The organism is Deltaproteobacteria bacterium (assembly GCA_019308995.1).
In the GTDB taxonomy this organism is placed as follows: Bacteria; Desulfobacterota; Desulfarculia; order Adiutricales; family JAFDHD01; genus JAFDHD01.
On sequence record JAFDHD010000032.1, the window covers coordinates 12,432 to 29,002 of the forward strand.

The 16,571-nt window shown below is 53.4% G+C and carries 12 protein-coding genes; 7 read left to right on the top strand and 5 right to left on the bottom strand.

Annotated features, from left to right (window positions below; genetic code table 11):
- Positions 1-75: 75 nt before the first annotated feature.
- Positions 76-2,469: a DUF362 domain-containing protein gene (locus tag JRI95_07520; protein MBW2061396.1), complete on the bottom strand. Its 2,394-nt coding sequence runs from the start codon at positions 2,467-2,469 to the stop codon at positions 76-78.
- A 28-nt stretch (positions 2,470-2,497) separates the two neighbouring features.
- Positions 2,498-2,677 carry a hypothetical protein gene (locus JRI95_07525; GenBank protein MBW2061397.1) on the bottom strand — a complete coding sequence of 60 codons (180 nt, stop codon included), beginning with the start codon at positions 2,675-2,677 and terminating at the stop codon, positions 2,498-2,500.
- Positions 2,678-2,803: 126 nt separating this feature from the next.
- Between JRI95_07525 and JRI95_07530 the strand changes: the two genes are divergently transcribed.
- The 4 genes from JRI95_07530 to JRI95_07545 all read left to right on the top strand — a co-directional run bounded on the left by JRI95_07530 (position 2,804) and on the right by JRI95_07545 (position 10,882).
- Positions 2,804-5,305 carry a copper-translocating P-type ATPase gene (locus JRI95_07530; GenBank protein MBW2061398.1) on the top strand — a complete coding sequence of 834 codons (2,502 nt, stop codon included), beginning with the start codon at positions 2,804-2,806 and terminating at the stop codon, positions 5,303-5,305.
- Positions 5,306-5,526: 221 nt separating this feature from the next.
- A complete protein-coding gene (locus JRI95_07535; GenBank protein MBW2061399.1) occupies positions 5,527-7,608 on the top strand; it encodes a hypothetical protein in 2,082 nt (693 codons plus the stop codon).
- 59 nt (positions 7,609-7,667) lie between these two features.
- The gene (locus JRI95_07540; protein MBW2061400.1) at positions 7,668-10,139 is read left to right on the top strand and encodes a response regulator; all 2,472 of its coding nucleotides are present in this window, start codon (positions 7,668-7,670) and stop codon (positions 10,137-10,139) included.
- Between the two features lie 170 nt (positions 10,140-10,309).
- Positions 10,310-10,882, top strand: coding sequence for a hypothetical protein (locus tag JRI95_07545; GenBank protein MBW2061401.1), 573 nt, complete (start codon positions 10,310-10,312; stop codon positions 10,880-10,882).
- 243 nt (positions 10,883-11,125) lie between these two features.
- Here JRI95_07545 and JRI95_07550 read toward each other — a convergent pair whose 3' ends face one another.
- Positions 11,126-12,001: an epoxyqueuosine reductase gene (locus tag JRI95_07550; GenBank protein ID MBW2061402.1), complete on the bottom strand. Its 876-nt coding sequence runs from the start codon at positions 11,999-12,001 to the stop codon at positions 11,126-11,128.
- Positions 12,002-12,190: 189 nt separating this feature from the next.
- Here JRI95_07550 and JRI95_07555 point away from each other — a divergent pair, with 189 nt between their 5' ends.
- Both JRI95_07555 and JRI95_07560 read left to right on the top strand, forming a co-directional pair.
- Positions 12,191-12,418 carry a zinc-ribbon domain-containing protein gene (locus JRI95_07555; GenBank protein ID MBW2061403.1) on the top strand — a complete coding sequence of 76 codons (228 nt, stop codon included), beginning with the start codon at positions 12,191-12,193 and terminating at the stop codon, positions 12,416-12,418.
- A 31-nt stretch (positions 12,419-12,449) separates the two neighbouring features.
- The gene (locus tag JRI95_07560; protein MBW2061404.1) at positions 12,450-12,635 is read left to right on the top strand and encodes a hypothetical protein; all 186 of its coding nucleotides are present in this window, start codon (positions 12,450-12,452) and stop codon (positions 12,633-12,635) included.
- Between the two features lie 183 nt (positions 12,636-12,818).
- Here JRI95_07560 and JRI95_07565 read toward each other — a convergent pair whose 3' ends face one another.
- Both JRI95_07565 and JRI95_07570 read right to left on the bottom strand, forming a co-directional pair.
- On the bottom strand, positions 12,819-13,265 hold the full coding sequence (locus JRI95_07565) for a TIGR00725 family protein (GenBank protein MBW2061405.1): 447 nt from the start codon (positions 13,263-13,265) through the stop codon (positions 12,819-12,821).
- Between the two features lie 23 nt (positions 13,266-13,288).
- Complete coding sequence (locus tag JRI95_07570; GenBank protein ID MBW2061406.1) at positions 13,289-13,969, bottom strand: protein-L-isoaspartate(D-aspartate) O-methyltransferase; 681 nt, start codon at positions 13,967-13,969, stop codon at positions 13,289-13,291.
- A gap of 256 nt (positions 13,970-14,225) precedes the next feature.
- Here JRI95_07570 and JRI95_07575 point away from each other — a divergent pair, with 256 nt between their 5' ends.
- Entirely contained in the window at positions 14,226-16,244 is a 2,019-nt protein-coding gene (locus JRI95_07575) for a PAS domain S-box protein (protein MBW2061407.1), read from the top strand.
- Positions 16,245-16,571 lie beyond the last annotated feature (327 nt).

Here is a 16,571-nt window from a genome sequence, read left to right on the forward strand (position 1 = left end):
TTATGTTTTTAGTTTCATGCCCGGCCTGATTATATCAATGAAGCATTAGCCAGGCCAAGGCTTTTGGGTCTACAACTAAATCTCAGGCCATATCTCTTTGCCGCTGGCAAAACTCACGGTCATTATCTTGGCAGGATCGTCTGTAACCTCCACATTGGGCACCTTAGCGCCCATTAAATTATCGTAGCCGGCCGGCACATAGAAGGTGAAATCCAGAAGCTTTTCTTCCCCTTTCAATGCCGCTGATACGTATCTTGCCAGAGCTTCCGTATCAGGCTCGGTGCGGATATCGCTAGTATTTAAGCCTTCATTCTGGGTCAAGTCCGCGTAAATAAAGGCGGTGCTATACAGACTCGGAAAGACAACCTTGGCAGGAAATTCCTGGCCATATATCATGACACCTGTCTGGAAATATTGAGCCAGCTGAAAACTGGGCCACTTTCCTTTGCCGCACGTCAGACCGGGCTGAAATGGATCTGGCATTTCCATCTCAATCTGGGAAATCTGAAAGGCGGCCCGGCAGGCGGACCCGTAAAAAAACTCCTTCATCATATCGTATCCCTGGGTGTTCATGAGCGGATCGCTGGTCTTATACATCTTTACAAAAGCATCAAAGCGGCTTTTCATGTACCCCAGCGGTTCCATCCCTGTCTCGGAAACCGCGCTTCCCGCCATGTTCAGGTAGACGCTGAGAACCCCTTTTTTGCCGAATTCCTCATAGGTCAGGATACCGTCTCCATCCTCGTCAAAGGCCTCCAGGAACTCCTTCTTTACTGACGTTCCGGCGAGCTTATCCGAAGCCTCCAGGTAACTAAAGGCAGTCCGCTGCAAGTCCCAGGGAACACTGAAGGTGTCGTAAAAAAGGGTTTCGGTAATTAGGTCTGAGAAGGCGCTGTCGCTAATCCTTCCCAGGTGACCCTCAAGAGAAACTAGGGGCGCATCGGCCACGGCATCACGACCGACCACATAATAAATTAATTGACCGAGGCCCCGCTCCTGAGCGTTCTTGAAGCATATGTCTCGAGCCAGAGGGCAGTCATAACCCGTGTGCGTAACAATATTTTCGCCCTCAATGACGGGTATGGGCACCCGTTGAGGAAAGCGCCCTCCCATGCCGTCGTCCAGGCCCACCTTCAGGGCCTCCTCGAAAGGCACGTTGCTGAACATGTACCGGGCGCACAGGAGATCAGTCGCCGCCGGGTCCAGGCCGGTAAAGACCATACCTTCGGGCGCTTTTTCGCCCATCCCGATACCTTGATGGTCTATGTTAATCATCTCGATGCCGTCAACGACATGAATCATAAAGATATCCTGGCTCTTCACGGCCTTGATAATATCAATCATGGTGGCCGTGATGCCGCCGGTTTTTGCCACGATATAGCTGCCTTTCTCATCCCTTTTGGGCAGACCGGTCTGCTCATCTATTTCAGGGACCCAGACCTGGTGAGGTATCCCGGCCTTCATTCCCGGCACAAGGGTGTGCGGGACGCTGTAATCCCATTTGTAACCGCCGGAACTGGCATACTGCATCGGGTAAAGGCCGATACCAAGATTTTTAATGACATTGGTGAAAAGAGTAATGGCGTGCACCTTGAACTTGGGCGCATTGATGAGAATGGACCCTGGATAGGCCTTCATATCTTCCGGGTCCTCAGGGTTTCCCCCGATCACGACCTTGTGAAGGGTGATGGCCTTATAGTTTATGCCATCGGGCACCCCGACCTCCCGGCCCTTGGTCGGATCATCGAAAATCCGGTTCAGGTCATAAACCATCAATTTGTCCGAGACACGTCCTGGAGGGATATAGGTTCCAGCCACACTTTCCTCATGGCCCTTCATCGGATCGTCGCTTGCGTTCGGATCAAGGGATTCAGCCAGGTACTTACGGGCAAAGTAAAACCCCCAGCCGCCGTAAAAACCACCGGACTTCCCTTCCATTGTGGCTTCGGTCGTTACCGTCTTCCCTTCAGGGTTTATCATGGAATACTGGCTGGCGGCCGCGGTCAACATAGTGGCGGCCTCACCGAGGCACATCTGATGGTAACTAACCCCGAGCTTGTCATGAAACCATCTCATCAAGGCGGCCATAAACGGCCACTCGGTGCAGGCCATACTGCCCAGGTCCGGGCCATGCGTCTGGGAATCTATATTGCTGACATTGACCAGGTTGGGTTTGAAAAGCAGCTTCTGTCCTTTTCCCAGCCTTGCCTCAATCTCGTTTTTGAAACCGGTTGCTGCTTGCAGAGGAGTCAGGGCCAGGTCGAGATTTTCATAGGTGTAGTCTATCTTGGCCCTGATCTGATCCCAGGCCTCCTGACTGGAGTTATTTATGTAATCTTGAAGAAGTTCACCCACCCCGGCGTATGATCTGTCAACATCCATGCGGACCACCCCCACCGGGGAGCCAGTGGAATCAACCTCTTTCTTCCCCATGGGAGAATCTATAATCAATGATTTGGGATCAGCCATTATCATCCTCCTTTAATGTCTTGTCTGGTCATACTGAAGAATCCAGACGCTGATTTGGCCTTTGACGTTTCATTTTCAATGTATCTGGAAAATTATTATGCGCAGTGACCATTGTCAAGCTGATTTTCTTCCGATTTTCTTCCGGGTTCAAAGCGCTGCGGGAAGACGAAGCAATCCCGGGCTTTTCAACCGGATCGTTTTTCAGCATTCGTTTTAGTCCCTTCTGCCAAAATCCCGGGCGAATCTTGTAAAATCAAATCCTTGTGATTATATTAGAAAAAATGGGAGCTTGAATATCTCCATAACATGGATTTCAAGAAAAAAGAACTTTTAAATGGCAAACGATACAAAGGAAAATGGCCCAGAGCCGCTTCGGACTGACAGCGAGCACGTTTCCACCACCTCGATCCCCATCGGCGGCATGACTTGCGCCACCTGCGTCGGGCGGGTGGAACAGGCCCTGTCCGGGCTGCCGGGTGTCGAGGAGGCCAATGTCAATTTTGCCACGGAAAAGGCCTTCGTCAGATTTGACCTAGACAAGATCGGCTTGACAGAGATGAAAAAGGCGGTGGAGTCGGCTGGGTACAAGGTCCTGGAGCCTGAAGTCTCTCAGGTAACTATTTCCGTGGGCGGCATGACCTGCGCCGCCTGTGTAAGCCGGGTGGAAAAGGCCCTGGCCGGGCTGTCCGGCGTAAAAGAAGCCCATGTAAACCTGGCTACCGAAAGAGCCACGGTCAGGTTTGATCCGGCCGAGATTGACCTTTCCGGCTTTAAAAAGGCGATTGAAGAAGCAGGCTACCAGTATCGAGGCCGCGAGTCGGCTGAACTGGTGGACGTGGAAAAAGAAGCGCGGGAAAAGGAGTTTGCCAGGCTTAAAAAACAGTTCATCTTTTCAGCCGTTCTGGCGGCCTTTATCCTGGCCGGTTCCATGCAGGCCATAATCCCCCTGCTTAAAAATATAGACCGCCAGATAATGTTCTACATTCTTTTTATCCTGACCACGCCGGTCCTGTTCTGGGCCGGCGGGCGGTTTTTCAGAGGGGCGTTGAGCGCGGCCAGGCATAAAACCACGAATATGAACACCCTGGTGGCCTTTGGCACGTTGGCCGCCTATCTTTACTCAACCGTCGCCACCTTTACGCCTCAAGTTTTTACGGCGAGCGGCCTTGAGGTTCACGTCTATTTTGACACCGCGGCCATCATCATCACCCTGATCCTGTTCGGCCGTATGCTGGAAGCCAGGGCCAAGGGCCGTACCTCCGAGGCCATCAAGACCCTGATGGGACTGGCCCCCAAGACCGCCCGGGTCATCCGGGACGGCCGGGAGGCGGACGTGCCGGTGGACGAGGTCGAGCCCGGCGACCTGGTCATAGTCAAACCCGGAGAGAAGGTCCCGGTTGACGGCGTGATCACAAAAGGATCTTCCAGCGTGGACGAGTCCATGCTCACCGGAGAATCCATTCCGGTCGAAAAGCATGAAGGAGACGAGGTTATCGGCGCGACCATAAACAAGACCGGGGCCTTTACTTTCAAGGCCGAGCGCGTCGGGGCGGAGTCTGCCTTGGCCCAGATCATCAAGCTGGTCCAGGAGGCCCAGGGTTCAAAGGCCCCCATCCAGAGGCTGGCCGATAGGGTGGCCTCCATCTTTGTGCCCGTGGTCATCAGCCTGGCCGTCCTCACTTTTTTTATCTGGTATTTCTTCGGGCCCGAGCCGGCCTTTACCCTGGCGGTGCTCAACTTTGTTACTGTCCTCATCATCGCCTGCCCTTGTGCCTTGGGACTGGCCACGCCCACGGGCATCATGGTCGGTACAGGCAAAGGGGCGGAGTACGGCGTCCTGATCAAGGGCGGCGAATCACTTGAAATCGCACACAAAATTAACACTGTCATCTTCGACAAAACCGGTACCTTAACCAAGGGCCAGCCCGAAGTTACAGACGTGCTGACCTTAAACAGCTTCAAAACAGACGAGGTACTCGGGCTTGCGGCCACGGTGGAGAAAAGCTCGGAACATCCCCTGGGTGAGGCCATTGTCAGGGAGGCCGAAGAGAAAAGGCTGACCCTTGAGTCCGCTGAACACTTCGAGGCCGTGCCCGGTCACGGGGTTGAAGCCAGGGTGAACGGACGAATCGTGCTCCTGGGCAACGCCAAACTCATGACCGACCGGGAGATTGAACTCGGCCAGGCCAAAGCCCGGGCGGCTCAACTGGCCGAAGAAGGCAAGACCCCCATGTTCGTGGCCGTGAACGGACAGGCCGCCGGTATCCTGGCCGTGGCCGACACACTCAAGGAAAACGCCATTCAAGCCGTGGCCGAGTTAAAAAAAATGGGCCTCACGGTTATCATGCTCACCGGCGACAACCAGAAAACCGCGGCGGCCATCGCCGGGCAGCTGGGCCTGGACCGGGTTCTGGCCGAGGTTATGCCCGGGGATAAGGCCCGTGAGGTGCGGCGACTTAGAAGTGAAGGCAACGTGGTGGCCATGGTCGGAGACGGCATCAACGACGCCCCGGCCCTGGCCTCGGCGGACGTGGGCATTGCCATTGGCACGGGCACCGACGTGGCCATGGAAGCCAGCGACATCACCCTCATCCGGGACGACTTAAGAAGCGTCATTACGGCCATTCAGCTCTCCCGGCGAACCATGCGCACCATCAAGCAGAATCTTTTCTGGGCCTTCATCTACAACTCAATCGGCATACCCATCGCCGCCGGAGTGCTTTATCCCTTCTTCGGCCTGCTTCTCAAGCCCGTGGTGGCCTCAGCCGCCATGGCCATGAGTTCCGTGTCCGTGGTCAGTAATTCACTCAGGCTGAGAAACTTCAAGCCTAATTAAAGCGATTGACAGAATTATGTTCCGTTTAGTTCCGTATTATTCGGCGCGTATTTTTACCAATGGCTAGATGATCGAATGACGTCATTATGAAGCGAATGTGACTGGCGCGTGAAATTTAAAAAATTTCGGGATTTTGTCTTCAATGTGTTAATCTTAAGTAAAGGCACATTGGCCGCCTTTATTCTTATTATCTGCTGAGGCAAGCCATCGCGAGACTGGCAATGATCGAGCAGTTTGAATCCATTATCCTGGCCCTGATGCAGCCCAAAAAGTCTGAGGGCGCCTTCTCCCTTTTCGACCCTGCCGCGCAGTTTGATACAGAGTGCACCGATCAAGGCGGTATGGCTCAGGCCCTGAACGCCGCCTTTCTCATTACTCTTTCCGGTCCCAGGCACCTTGAGTTTGAACAGGCTAAGAGATTCCTTACTCGCCTGGCAGACTCACCCGACTGGAAGGATGCGGCCAGGTTTTACCTGAACGGAATCAATCTCATTCATGCGGAACTCAGCACCCTGTGCCAGCAAGACCCCGATTTTTCAAACCGCTTAAAAGACCTCTCTGCATGGCTGGCTGAAAAAAGAAAGAAGAACCTCAGTGAGGCGGCTGAAAAGATATGGTCTGTCTTTTTTCCGGAAGCAACAGGCATCCAGGCAAATAAAGAGGAATGCGTAGAAGCCTTAAGAAAAAAACGCACCGTCACCATCACCGAACTGAACCCGAACCCCATCAGCGACCCGGCCCAAGAAATTCTCTTTACCTCGAACGTCCTCCTCACCCTTCCCCCAGCCTCGAAATCGCAGGATGAGCTTCGCCTGACCGACCCTCTGAAAAAGGAACTCCTCAAAGTCGCCCGCGAGCCCCAGCTCTTCTGGTACGACCACCCCATCCAGATTGGCGTGGAGCCGGAGAAAAACGAAGTCCTTCATGGTTTAAGGGGCTTGAGCCAGACCATGGCCTTTGAACGCGGTCATGGCACGGCCTCGCCCCATGACAGACTGACATGCGTCCTGTCGGTCTCAGTCACTCACCGGGGACTGCGAGGCATTGCCAATAAATACCTCGAGGAAGAATTTGCCCACTCAAACAGTTTGAGAAATATGGATGTTTATGTCTTCACAGAAGCGGACACCCAAAGAATGGTCAAAGAAGTTCTTGCCCCGGCGGCCCGGTTTTACCTCAAAAGCGATGAAGCGGACGATCTCCTGAGCGTACTTGGCGTGGACGGCGAATACGGCCGCCACTACAGCTTTTTAAAGGCGATAGCCGCCTTCTGGAGCGTCTTTATCCAGCCCAAAATAAGGGCTACCTTCAAAATCGACCTGGACCAGTCCTTCCCGCAGGAAAAGCTCATCACCCAGACGGGCGCTTCCGCGTTTGAACATTTCAAAACCTCGCTCTGGGGAGCTTACGGCCTGGATCGCCGCGGACAGCCTCTGGAACTGGGCATGATAGCCGGGTTCCTCGTCAATGCCCAGGACATCGGGAAATCCTTGTTCTTCCCGGACGTTCTCTTTCCTGAACGCGCGCTCTCCCCGGATGAATACATCTTCTTCAGCACCCTGCCGCAAGCATATTCCACCGAGGCGGAAATGATGACGCGCTATAATACAAACAAACTGGATGGCAAAAAAACCTGCATCCAGCGCGTCCATGTTACCGGCGGCACGAACGGCATCCTCATCAGCAGCCTCCGCTGCCATCGCCCTTTTACTCCATCCTTCTTCGGCCGGGCAGAAGACCAGGCCTATATCCTTTCTGTGTTTCCCAAGGAGAACACCAGGCTTACATACGTCCACAAGGACGGCCTTGTCATGAGCCATAACAAGGAGGCCTTTGCCCAGGAGGCCATCCAGTCCGCCCATCTGGGCAAACTGGTCGGAGACTACGTGCGGATCCTTTATTTCTCAGCTTATGCGCACACGCTGACCAACGATGTCTCGAAGTTAAAGGAAGCCATTAATCCATTCACCGGCTGTTTTGTATCCAGGCTTCCGACAACAGTGGTCTATCTTCGCTTCGGGCTCAAGGCAGCCTCCTTTTTCAACACGGGCCAAAAAAAGGAAGGGCTTGAATTCATCTCTGTCGGCGCCAGGCGCATCATGGAGGCTCTTGATTTTATACGCGGTCAAAACAGCCTGCTCAAGCAGACGTACGAAAAAGAACGACTCGGCTGGAACCTATACTATGATACACTTTCTGCCATAGAAGATGCGTTCGAGCATAATGATGAGTTCTCGCTTGAGCTGCAAAAAAAAGCTAAAAACATCGTTAATCAATGCTATGTACGCTTGGGATCGAAGTGAGATTTAAGGTCTTTGACCGTTTGATTTTTTGACCAGTTGATATGCCCGATAGAGAAAACATGACAAAAGATGCTGAAAAAAAACGGCCTGAGGGTGACCCTGAAGAACCCTTGGAGCAAGGCGCCGCCGGGCCGGCCAGGGCTGATGAAGCCTTCTCCACCTGGGCTCAGGTCTTTCAGCACGCCGGATGGGGCCTCGCGGTGACCGATTCTGAGGATCAAACCCTTCGGGTCATGAATCCCGCCTTTGCCTTGATGTATGGTTACGATGTCGAGGAACTCCAGGGTATGTCCCTGGCTGAACTTTTCTCTCCCCAGTCACGGCCGTCTCTGGCCCGGCATATCCATGAGGTAAATGAAAGAGGCCGCCTCATTTTTGAATCCCAGCATCTCCGCAGGGATGGGACCGTCTTCCCGGTGCTTGTCAACATGACTGCGGTGAAAGATGACCAGGGGAATGTTCTTTATCATGTGAATAATATCCAGGACATCAGCCGGCAAAAAAGGACGGAAGAGGAACTGCAGCGCATGGCCGTGCAAGCGGAAAAGCACGAACGCAAGGCAAAACTGGCCCAGAAAGAGGCTGAAACAGCCAGCCAGGCTAAGGGCGAATTTTTAGCCAATATGAGCCACGAGATCCGCACGCCCATGAACAGCATCATCGGCCTGACTGAACTCGTCCTTGACATGGAACTTGAACCCGAACCGCGGGAGTATCTCGGCCTGGTGAAATACTCCGCCCATAATCTTTTGAAATTACTAAACGATATCCTTGATCTTTCTAAAGTGGAGGCCGGGAAGCTGGATATCGAGCTGATTAACTTTGACCTGCGCCAAAGCATGGCCCTGACCATGAACATCCAGGCGCAGGCTGCCCACAGCAAGGGGCTGGAACTGGCCTACCACATCCATCCCGAGGTGCCTTCGGCCCTGCTAGGCGACCCGGGGCGCCTGCGACAGATTACTACCAACCTCCTCAACAACGCCATCAAATTCACCGATCAAGGTGAGGTGGTGCTCAGGGTTACAGTCGAGTCTCAAAAAGAAAATGAAGTTATTCTTCACTTTTCAGTATCCGACACCGGGATCGGCATTCCCATGCAAAAACAGGAAGCCGTCTTTTCTGCCTTTATCCAGGCCAACGGCTCAACCACTCGCCAGTATGGCGGCACAGGACTCGGGCTGACCATCTCCAAGAGACTGGTAGAAATGATGGGCGGCCGTATCTGGGTCGAATCCGAGGAAGGCCAAGGCAGCACCTTCCACTTTACCGCCCGCTTTGGCCTGGGGCACGGCTATGCTGAACCCGTTCCCATGGACCTGGCTGCGCTTAAAAACCTGCGCGTGCTGGTGGTGGACGACAACGCCGCCAGCCGGAATATTCTGAAAGAGACCCTGGCCGGCTGGGGCATGGAGTCCGAAGCGGCGTCAGACACCCTCAAGGCCATCGCGGCCCTGAAGCAGGGGCACCAGAGGCGTCATTCCTTCGCCCTGATCCTGGTTGACGCCCATATGCCCGGTATGGACGGTTTTGAACTCGTGGAACAGATCAAGCAGGTTCCGGAGCTAGCTGAGGCTAAAATCATTATGCTCACTTCGGTTGGACAGCGCGGAGACGCAACCCGCTGTCGTAAGCTCGGAATTACCGCCTACCTGAGCAAGCCGCTCGAACCTAAAGACTTACAGCAAGCCATTCAAACCGTTTTAAGCCGACCGGAGACAATAACGGATACCCTGCCGCTAATCACCCTCCACTCCTTGAGGGAAGGACGGCGTTATCTGCGCATTCTCCTGGCTGAAGACGACCCTGCCAGCCAGACGCTCTTCCAGAGGCTCCTCCGCAAGCGGGGGCATATGGTTGTCACGGCAGGCCACGGCCGGGAAGTTCTGGATGCCATTGAGAAAGAAGCGTTTGATCTGCTCCTCATGGACATCCAGATGCCGGTCATGAACGGTCTCGAAGCCGCAGCCGCTATCCGCAGGAACGAGCAAGGCCTTGGCCGGCGTCTGCCCATCATTGCCGTCACTGGATATGATACTGAAAGCGACCGGGCCCGCCTGTTTGAGGCCGGCATGGATGGTTATGTGTCAAAACCAATTACACCGGAGAAACTGTTCGAGGCTATCGAGGGAGTGGCCGCCATGCCGGAGCGCCCTGATAATCAGACCTACTCCCCTGTTACCGACGTGATTGAAATAACGAAGCTCATGGTCAATGTTGGCGGTGACAGGAGCCTTCTGAAAGAGATGATTCGAATATTTCTTGACGGCCTGCCTGAGCAGCTTTCCAATATAAAAAAAGCCGTCAGCGCGAGCGATCATGAGGCCTTAAAAGATGCGGCCCACAGTCTCAAAGGCACGGTCGGGCACTTCGCGGCCAAGGCAGCCCACGAAACAATACTCAAGCTAGAAGAAGCGGCAGGCGGAGCCAGCCCGGAGCGGATCGCAGAGATACTTTCTCAACTTGAAAAGGAGCTCACACGCTTAAAGCAGGCCCTGCTGGCCATAAAAAATAATAGACCGCTGATTTAGAGGCGGCCTTGGCGCCATCGTCACCAGACCCTGCCTGAAAGGAATAACCGATCATTGACCCTGGCATGGCCTCAAGTCTTAAGCGTCCGTTTTTGAGGTTGTGTTCAAAACAGATTTTTTGTATAATTATCTTTAATCTCAATCAAACGCTTCGACAGGGAGGGCACAAGGTGAAAAAAGTAACTTGCGCGGCCGTAGCTGTATTTACTTTATTTATCTTTATTTCCGGATGCTCCAAGGGTCCGGACACTGAAAGCTCTTTACTCACAGAAACAGCCGCAAGGGTGATTAAAGAAAAAAACGGGGACCCTTATTATATCTATGTGAAAGTCTCCGGTCTTAAACCCGGAACAAAACTTGGCGGAGAGATGCAGAAGCTCATAGATACCGGGGTCTATGAATATGAATGGGGAGATGTGCGGAAGATCTATGTCCCGAAAAAAGAAGAAGCCGCCGCCTATGCCAAGGGGGATATATCTATCAATCTCGGCGGCCAGATCACGGCCGAGCTGGCCGTGAAAAAAGTTTACCTGGACAGGATTTTAAAAATAAAAATAAAGAAGAACGAAGCCGAGGTGACCTATATTGAAAAGTACGAGCCTTCTGATCTTTACGACATCATTACGGCAGACCAGGAGGCCAAGACAACGCTGGAAGAAGCCCGCCAGGCCGGTGAATTGAAAGAACCGGAGGAAAAACAGATCACGCTCATTAAAGAAAATGAGACCTGGCGTGTCAAATAGCGGTATTTAGAGCTTAGCCTCTAGCTTGATCTAGTCTTCCCCTGTGCCATGGAGGCGGCCAGGGGATTTTTCAGGGCACAAGAATATTAGTCTGCTCCTAAATTCAACAATATCATGACCTTAATCACCATGAATTCTTTACCGATTACCAGGTTTTTTTCATCAACTCTTTTAGAGATGAACCTAATAATATCACCGCTAAAAATCCCGGCTTAACGCTGTTAGAGCAGGCCCCCTCACCTTTTAATCAAGGTCGTCCAGGGTTGGAATTTTAGATTCACAAGGAACCCCGGTCTGGCAGAGCCCGCAGCCGTAACCCTTAAAATGAAACTGCGTCTGGACATACTCGGCAGTATCCCGAAGATAGCTCAGGCACTTCTTCTTGTCGTGCCCGGCCTCAGACAGAGCCCCGACTGGACAGCGTGAAATACATCTGCCGCACAGCCCTTCCGGAAAAAAAAGGCAGTAGGCGTGGTGATCGGTATAGGGCCTGGGTGAGGGGTTTACCTCGAGACGCGCGATAACCGACCCGGCGCGCATGGCTTTGCCTCGGGGTGTGATCAGGCCGTCGCAAAGGCCAAAGGTACCCAGGCCGGCGGCAAAAGCCGCATGCCGTTCTGACCATTTCGAGGCCAGGAAAAACCGCTCGGAAGGCAAAGTCTTCCAGCCAGGGGTCAGGGTCGGAGCCAGGGCTTCGTAACCGGCCTTCTTCAGAGTGGTCGCCACGTGCTGCCGCAGTTTCTCGTTGGTCTTTTCACCGAAGATGCGGGACCTGGCCCATCTTTCTGAAGGATACTTCGTTTCTTTGCGGTGATCGGCCCTGGTGGCTGAAGTCTGAGGCAACACCCAGCTGACAATGGTCAGTTCGTCCGGGGAAAATTTAAGCTCAGGAAAGACTTCGGCAAAAACCTCCTCCGGGGTCCAATGAAATTCGCCGACATGTTGCTTGTAGTCCTGGTAGATCTGATCCGCCCCATTTGAAAATCCAACCAAAGGTTCGTCCCACGCCTTTTCATTAATGTCATTTTGCAGCGAGTTCTCAGGGGAATGATTGATGAAATCCTTGATAACTTTTTCCAGCCAGGCTGCAGGTTCCAAAGAGCACTCACTCGTCTCCATCTCAACACCTCTCTTTATGATTATGATTGGCCTTTAGAAATATTCTAGCGTCATTATTTTCAAAAACAAGCGGCGGCTTAAAAAATTTGGGAGTTCTGAATTGAAATTCGCCTGTCATCTGACTTCAAACGACTCGATGCGGCGCCATTGGTGTTGACCTAAAGTCTGATCGGCTCTATAATATATATCATGCTGGGAATTTTCGACCGAGTCAAAAAGGCGGCCTATGAAGCCGGTCTATCCATGAAAAAAGACCCTTTGCTTCAGAAGGCTGCGGAAAACCTCAAGGAGACGGTCCAGTCTTTTACCGAGGGCTACCGTGAACAGCAGACCAGGCAGAAGCGCTGCCAGAAATGCCGGAAAACGGTCCCCGCAAAGGCCAGCTTCTGCCCCCACTGTGGAACCAAACTGAATTAGCCTTTCATCTCGTTCCTTTTTTCAAGAGGATGTGCTCCAGGAGCAGAACCAGGAGCAGACTAACGATCAACCCGTTGTTCAGGATGGGCCTCAATATATCCGGGATCTGGTTCAGAAAGGAAGGCGGCAGCATACCGGCCATGACGCCCATGAGCACTGGCAGAAAAATACGGGCGGGGATAAACCCCGCCCCTACAATACCGATTTAGAATTTTAGAGTAGGAGCAGGGTTTATCCCCGCCCTCTCCCAAAGCTTGAAAACAGTTTCTTTGCCAAATAACCCTGCGGCTTTAGCCGGAAGGCCGGGTGCTCGCAGTGACGATTCATTAGTATATGACTGATCGCGGCTTAGTATTACCAGGGATTTAAAGAGAGCCTTTTCAAAAATGCTCTCTCCGACCTATTTTAATGCCTGGCTGAGGGCCAGGTCTACGGCTTCGGCCGGACTGGAAGCGGGTAAAACGCCTTTGATCTCGCCCCAGGCCCTGAGCCCCACCACCGGACGCCCCATCTTAAGGCCGAGGGCCACTTCGGAGAGTGTTCCGGCTTCACCGGGCAAGGCAATGACCGCCTGGGCGGCGCGAACGATGACGGCGTTGCGGACGTGCCCCAGGCCCGTAGCCAGAGAAAGGTCAATATATGGATTGGCTGCCTCCCGGTCCGGGCCGGGCAGAATGCCAACGGTCAACCCTCCAGCCTCCTTGGCCCCTTGAGCCGCGGCGGCCATGACCCCGCCCAAACCGCCGCAGATCAGGATAGCGCCGCGCCGGGCCAGCAGCTGGCCGGTCTGCTGGGCCAAATCGTGCACATCAGGCTCACAGGCTCCGGCGCCGCAGACCGCAACCAGGGTCTGCCTGGCGAAATCAAACCCTACCACCTGAAACCCTTTCCGCCTCCTTCTGCCCAGCCATGACCTCCAATTAAATCCACAAACCGGCAGCCGCCGAGATCAGAGCGGCTGAGCGAGCCGTCCTTCTTTTTCACCAGTTTGAGCAGGGATTGAGAGCCGCGTGTTTCACCGACCGGAATGACTAGACGGCCCAGAGTCGTGAGCTGCTCGATCAGAGGCTGAGGCACAGTCGGAGACCCGGCCGTGACAATGATAGCTTCAAAAGGCGCTTCATCTTTCCAGCCAAGTGTACCGTCACCCAGTCGAAAGCGGACGTTAAAGTAATTCAGCTCTTCTAAAGTCTTCCGGGCCTTGGTCAGCAAGGCACGGATTCGTTCGATGGTAAAAACCTTATAACTGAGCTCCGCCAGGACGGCTGCCTGGTAACCGGAGCCTGTCCCGATCTCCAGAACCTTTTCGTCACCGGTGAGTTCCAGGGCCTCGGTCATGAGGGCCACGATATAGGGCTGTGAAATGGTCTGCTGTTCACCGATAGGCAGGGGGTGATCTCCATAGCTCTGACTTTGCAAGGCCTCCTCCACAAAAAGATGCCGCGCCACCTTGTTCATGGCTTCGAGGACTTTTTTATCCCTGATACCCCGGGCCTCGAGCTGCCCCACGACCATCTGCCGCCGGGATAGGTGATAGTCGTTTTTATTCATTTCATCCTCAGAGCGAGATCAGGCTTGTTAATGATTTTACTTAACACACCTGTCGTCTTTTCCGCAAGGCCAATGACGCGCCATGTCAATGACGCGCCATTGTCGAAAGAACATTTTTTGTGTTATTATACTAAAATATAAATAGAGGCGACTGTCTCAGTGACCCCAATTGCCTTCCAAGGACCTTGAAACACGGCGTTCCTGCCTTTTCAAGGTCATTTCCGCCTGCCTCGGTTCAGGCCGTTAAGGAAGCATTATGAATCAGACTTCATGCCCCTTGGGCGATCCTTCTAAATGTCCGTTTATCCAAAAAACTGGGAGCCAAGATCAGCCAGGCCCGTCCGACCTCAAAGGAAACCGCGAAGCCAGCCGGCTGGTTTCCTTTGTCAATGGGACATCGCCAGCCACATCCAGCGGCAGGGAAGACGGCGCTGAAGAAGCCATTCAGGCCCGCGTCGCCCGCTGGCGCGCCAGAGGAATAACGCCCCAAGACGAGCAGAGGGCGGAGACGCCTCTCAAACGCACCATTATCCCCAGCTATACCTTTCAGTTTACTGGCAGCGATTTCATCCTGGCCGGTTACAACGAGGCCGCCGAAGCCGAAACCAGAGACAAACTGGCAGCTTATATTGGAAAGAAAGCCTCTGAACTACTCACAGATCGGCCGGACATCCTGGAAGACATCCGGGGGTGCTACAGGGAAAGGAGCACCAGTGTCCGCCGCGGGCGATACCGCATGTTCCCGAATGATGAGGAAAAAAAACTCACAGCCTTTTACACCTTTGTGCCTCCCGATCTGGTTCAGATTATTACGCAAGACGTTACCGAGCTTGAGTTTATGCGCCTGGTCCTTAAAGAAAGTGAAAAGAAGTATCGCAGCATCTTTGAGTCCGCCCTGGCCGGTATCTACCGCACGCGTGGCGAGGATGGCAAAATCCTGATGGCCAACCAAGCCCTGGCTGAAATATTAGGTTATGATTCAGCCTGGCAGCTCATGTCCGAGACTAGGGCTACTGAGCGTTATGTTCATCCTGAGAAAGGCAAGGAATTGGGGCAGCGCCTCAGGCGAGACGGCCGGGTGGACAGCTACGAGTTCGAAGCTCTCCGCCGCGACGGCTCACAAATTCACCTGATCCTGAGCGGGGTCCTCCATCCAGACCAAGGCTATATCGAAGGTGTGATTCTGGACATCACCGAGCGCAAGCGGGCCGAAGAGGCGCTTAAGGAGAGCGAGGAACGATATCGCAGCATCTTTGAGTCCGCCCTGGCCGGTATCTACCGCACGCGTGACGAGGATGGCAAATTCCTGATGGCCAACCAGGCCCTGGCTGAAATATTAGGTTATGATTCAACCTGGCAGCTCATGTCCGAGACTAGGGCTACTGAGCGTTATGTTCATCCTGAGAAAGGCAAGGAATTGGGGCAGCGCCTCAGGCAAGACGGCCGGGTGGACAGCTACGAGTTCGAAGCTCTCCGCCGCGATGGCTCACAAGTTCACCTGATCCTGAGCGGGGTCCTCCATCCAGACCAAGGCTATCTCGAAGGTGTGATTCTGGACATCACCGAGCGCAAGCGGGCCGAGGAGGCGCTTAAAGAGTCTCAGCACAGGCTCCGCTCGCTCTCGACCCAGCTTCTCTCCGCCCAGGAGGAGGAACGGAAACAGATCGCCCGCGAACTTCATGACAGCATCGGGCAGTCCCTGACCGCTATCAAGTTTGGCGTGGAAAACATCCTGGAAGAAATGGATAAAGAACCGCCTGCTTCGACCAAGTCAGCCCTTTCCAGCGTCCTGGCCATAGTGCAGGAGGCGGCGGATGAGGCCCGCAGAATGAATACCGACCTCCGGCCGCCCATCCTGGACGACATGGGGGTCCTGGCCGCCATCGCCTGGTTTTGCCGCAAATTTGAAACCATATATTCAAACCTGCGCCTCAGCCGTCACATCGAAATCAAAGAAGACGATATACCGGACCCCCTTAAGATCGTCGTTTTCAGAATCATCCAGGAAGCCATGAATAACATTGCCAAACACAGCAGGGCCCAGAAAGCATTCATCTCTCTTTTAAAAACAGAAACAAACATCGAACTGACTATCGAGGATGACGGCCGGGGCTTCAATTCAGAAGAAGCACGGACCGGAAAAGGATCTGCAGGCAGCTTCGGCCTGGACACCATGAGGCAAAGGGCCGAACTTTCAGACGGAACATTTAAGCTTGTGTCAGAAATAGATAAAGGCACGACCATCCGGGCCTCATGGCCCTTGCCATCGGACTGAGGATGCGTTTGACTTCAGGCCTGATATCGTTGATAATGGTTCATGGCCGATATTGTTGATCATTTTATTGATAAAAGATCGGCTATATAAAATCCCCCTGAATCCCTCTTTAGAAAAGGGGGACTTATATGCGGTTCTTTTTGTAAAGGGGATTTTTTCCTGCCCCCTTTTGTAAAGGGGGCTTATACTAAACTGTGATCAATCATATGCTAATGAATCGTCATTGCGAGGAGCTTCAGCGACGAAGCACCCATTAAGAGGCACCTGTCAAGAGAATAATATTCTGTCATGCGACGAGCCTTATATTTTCTTACAGGTTTCGCCGCC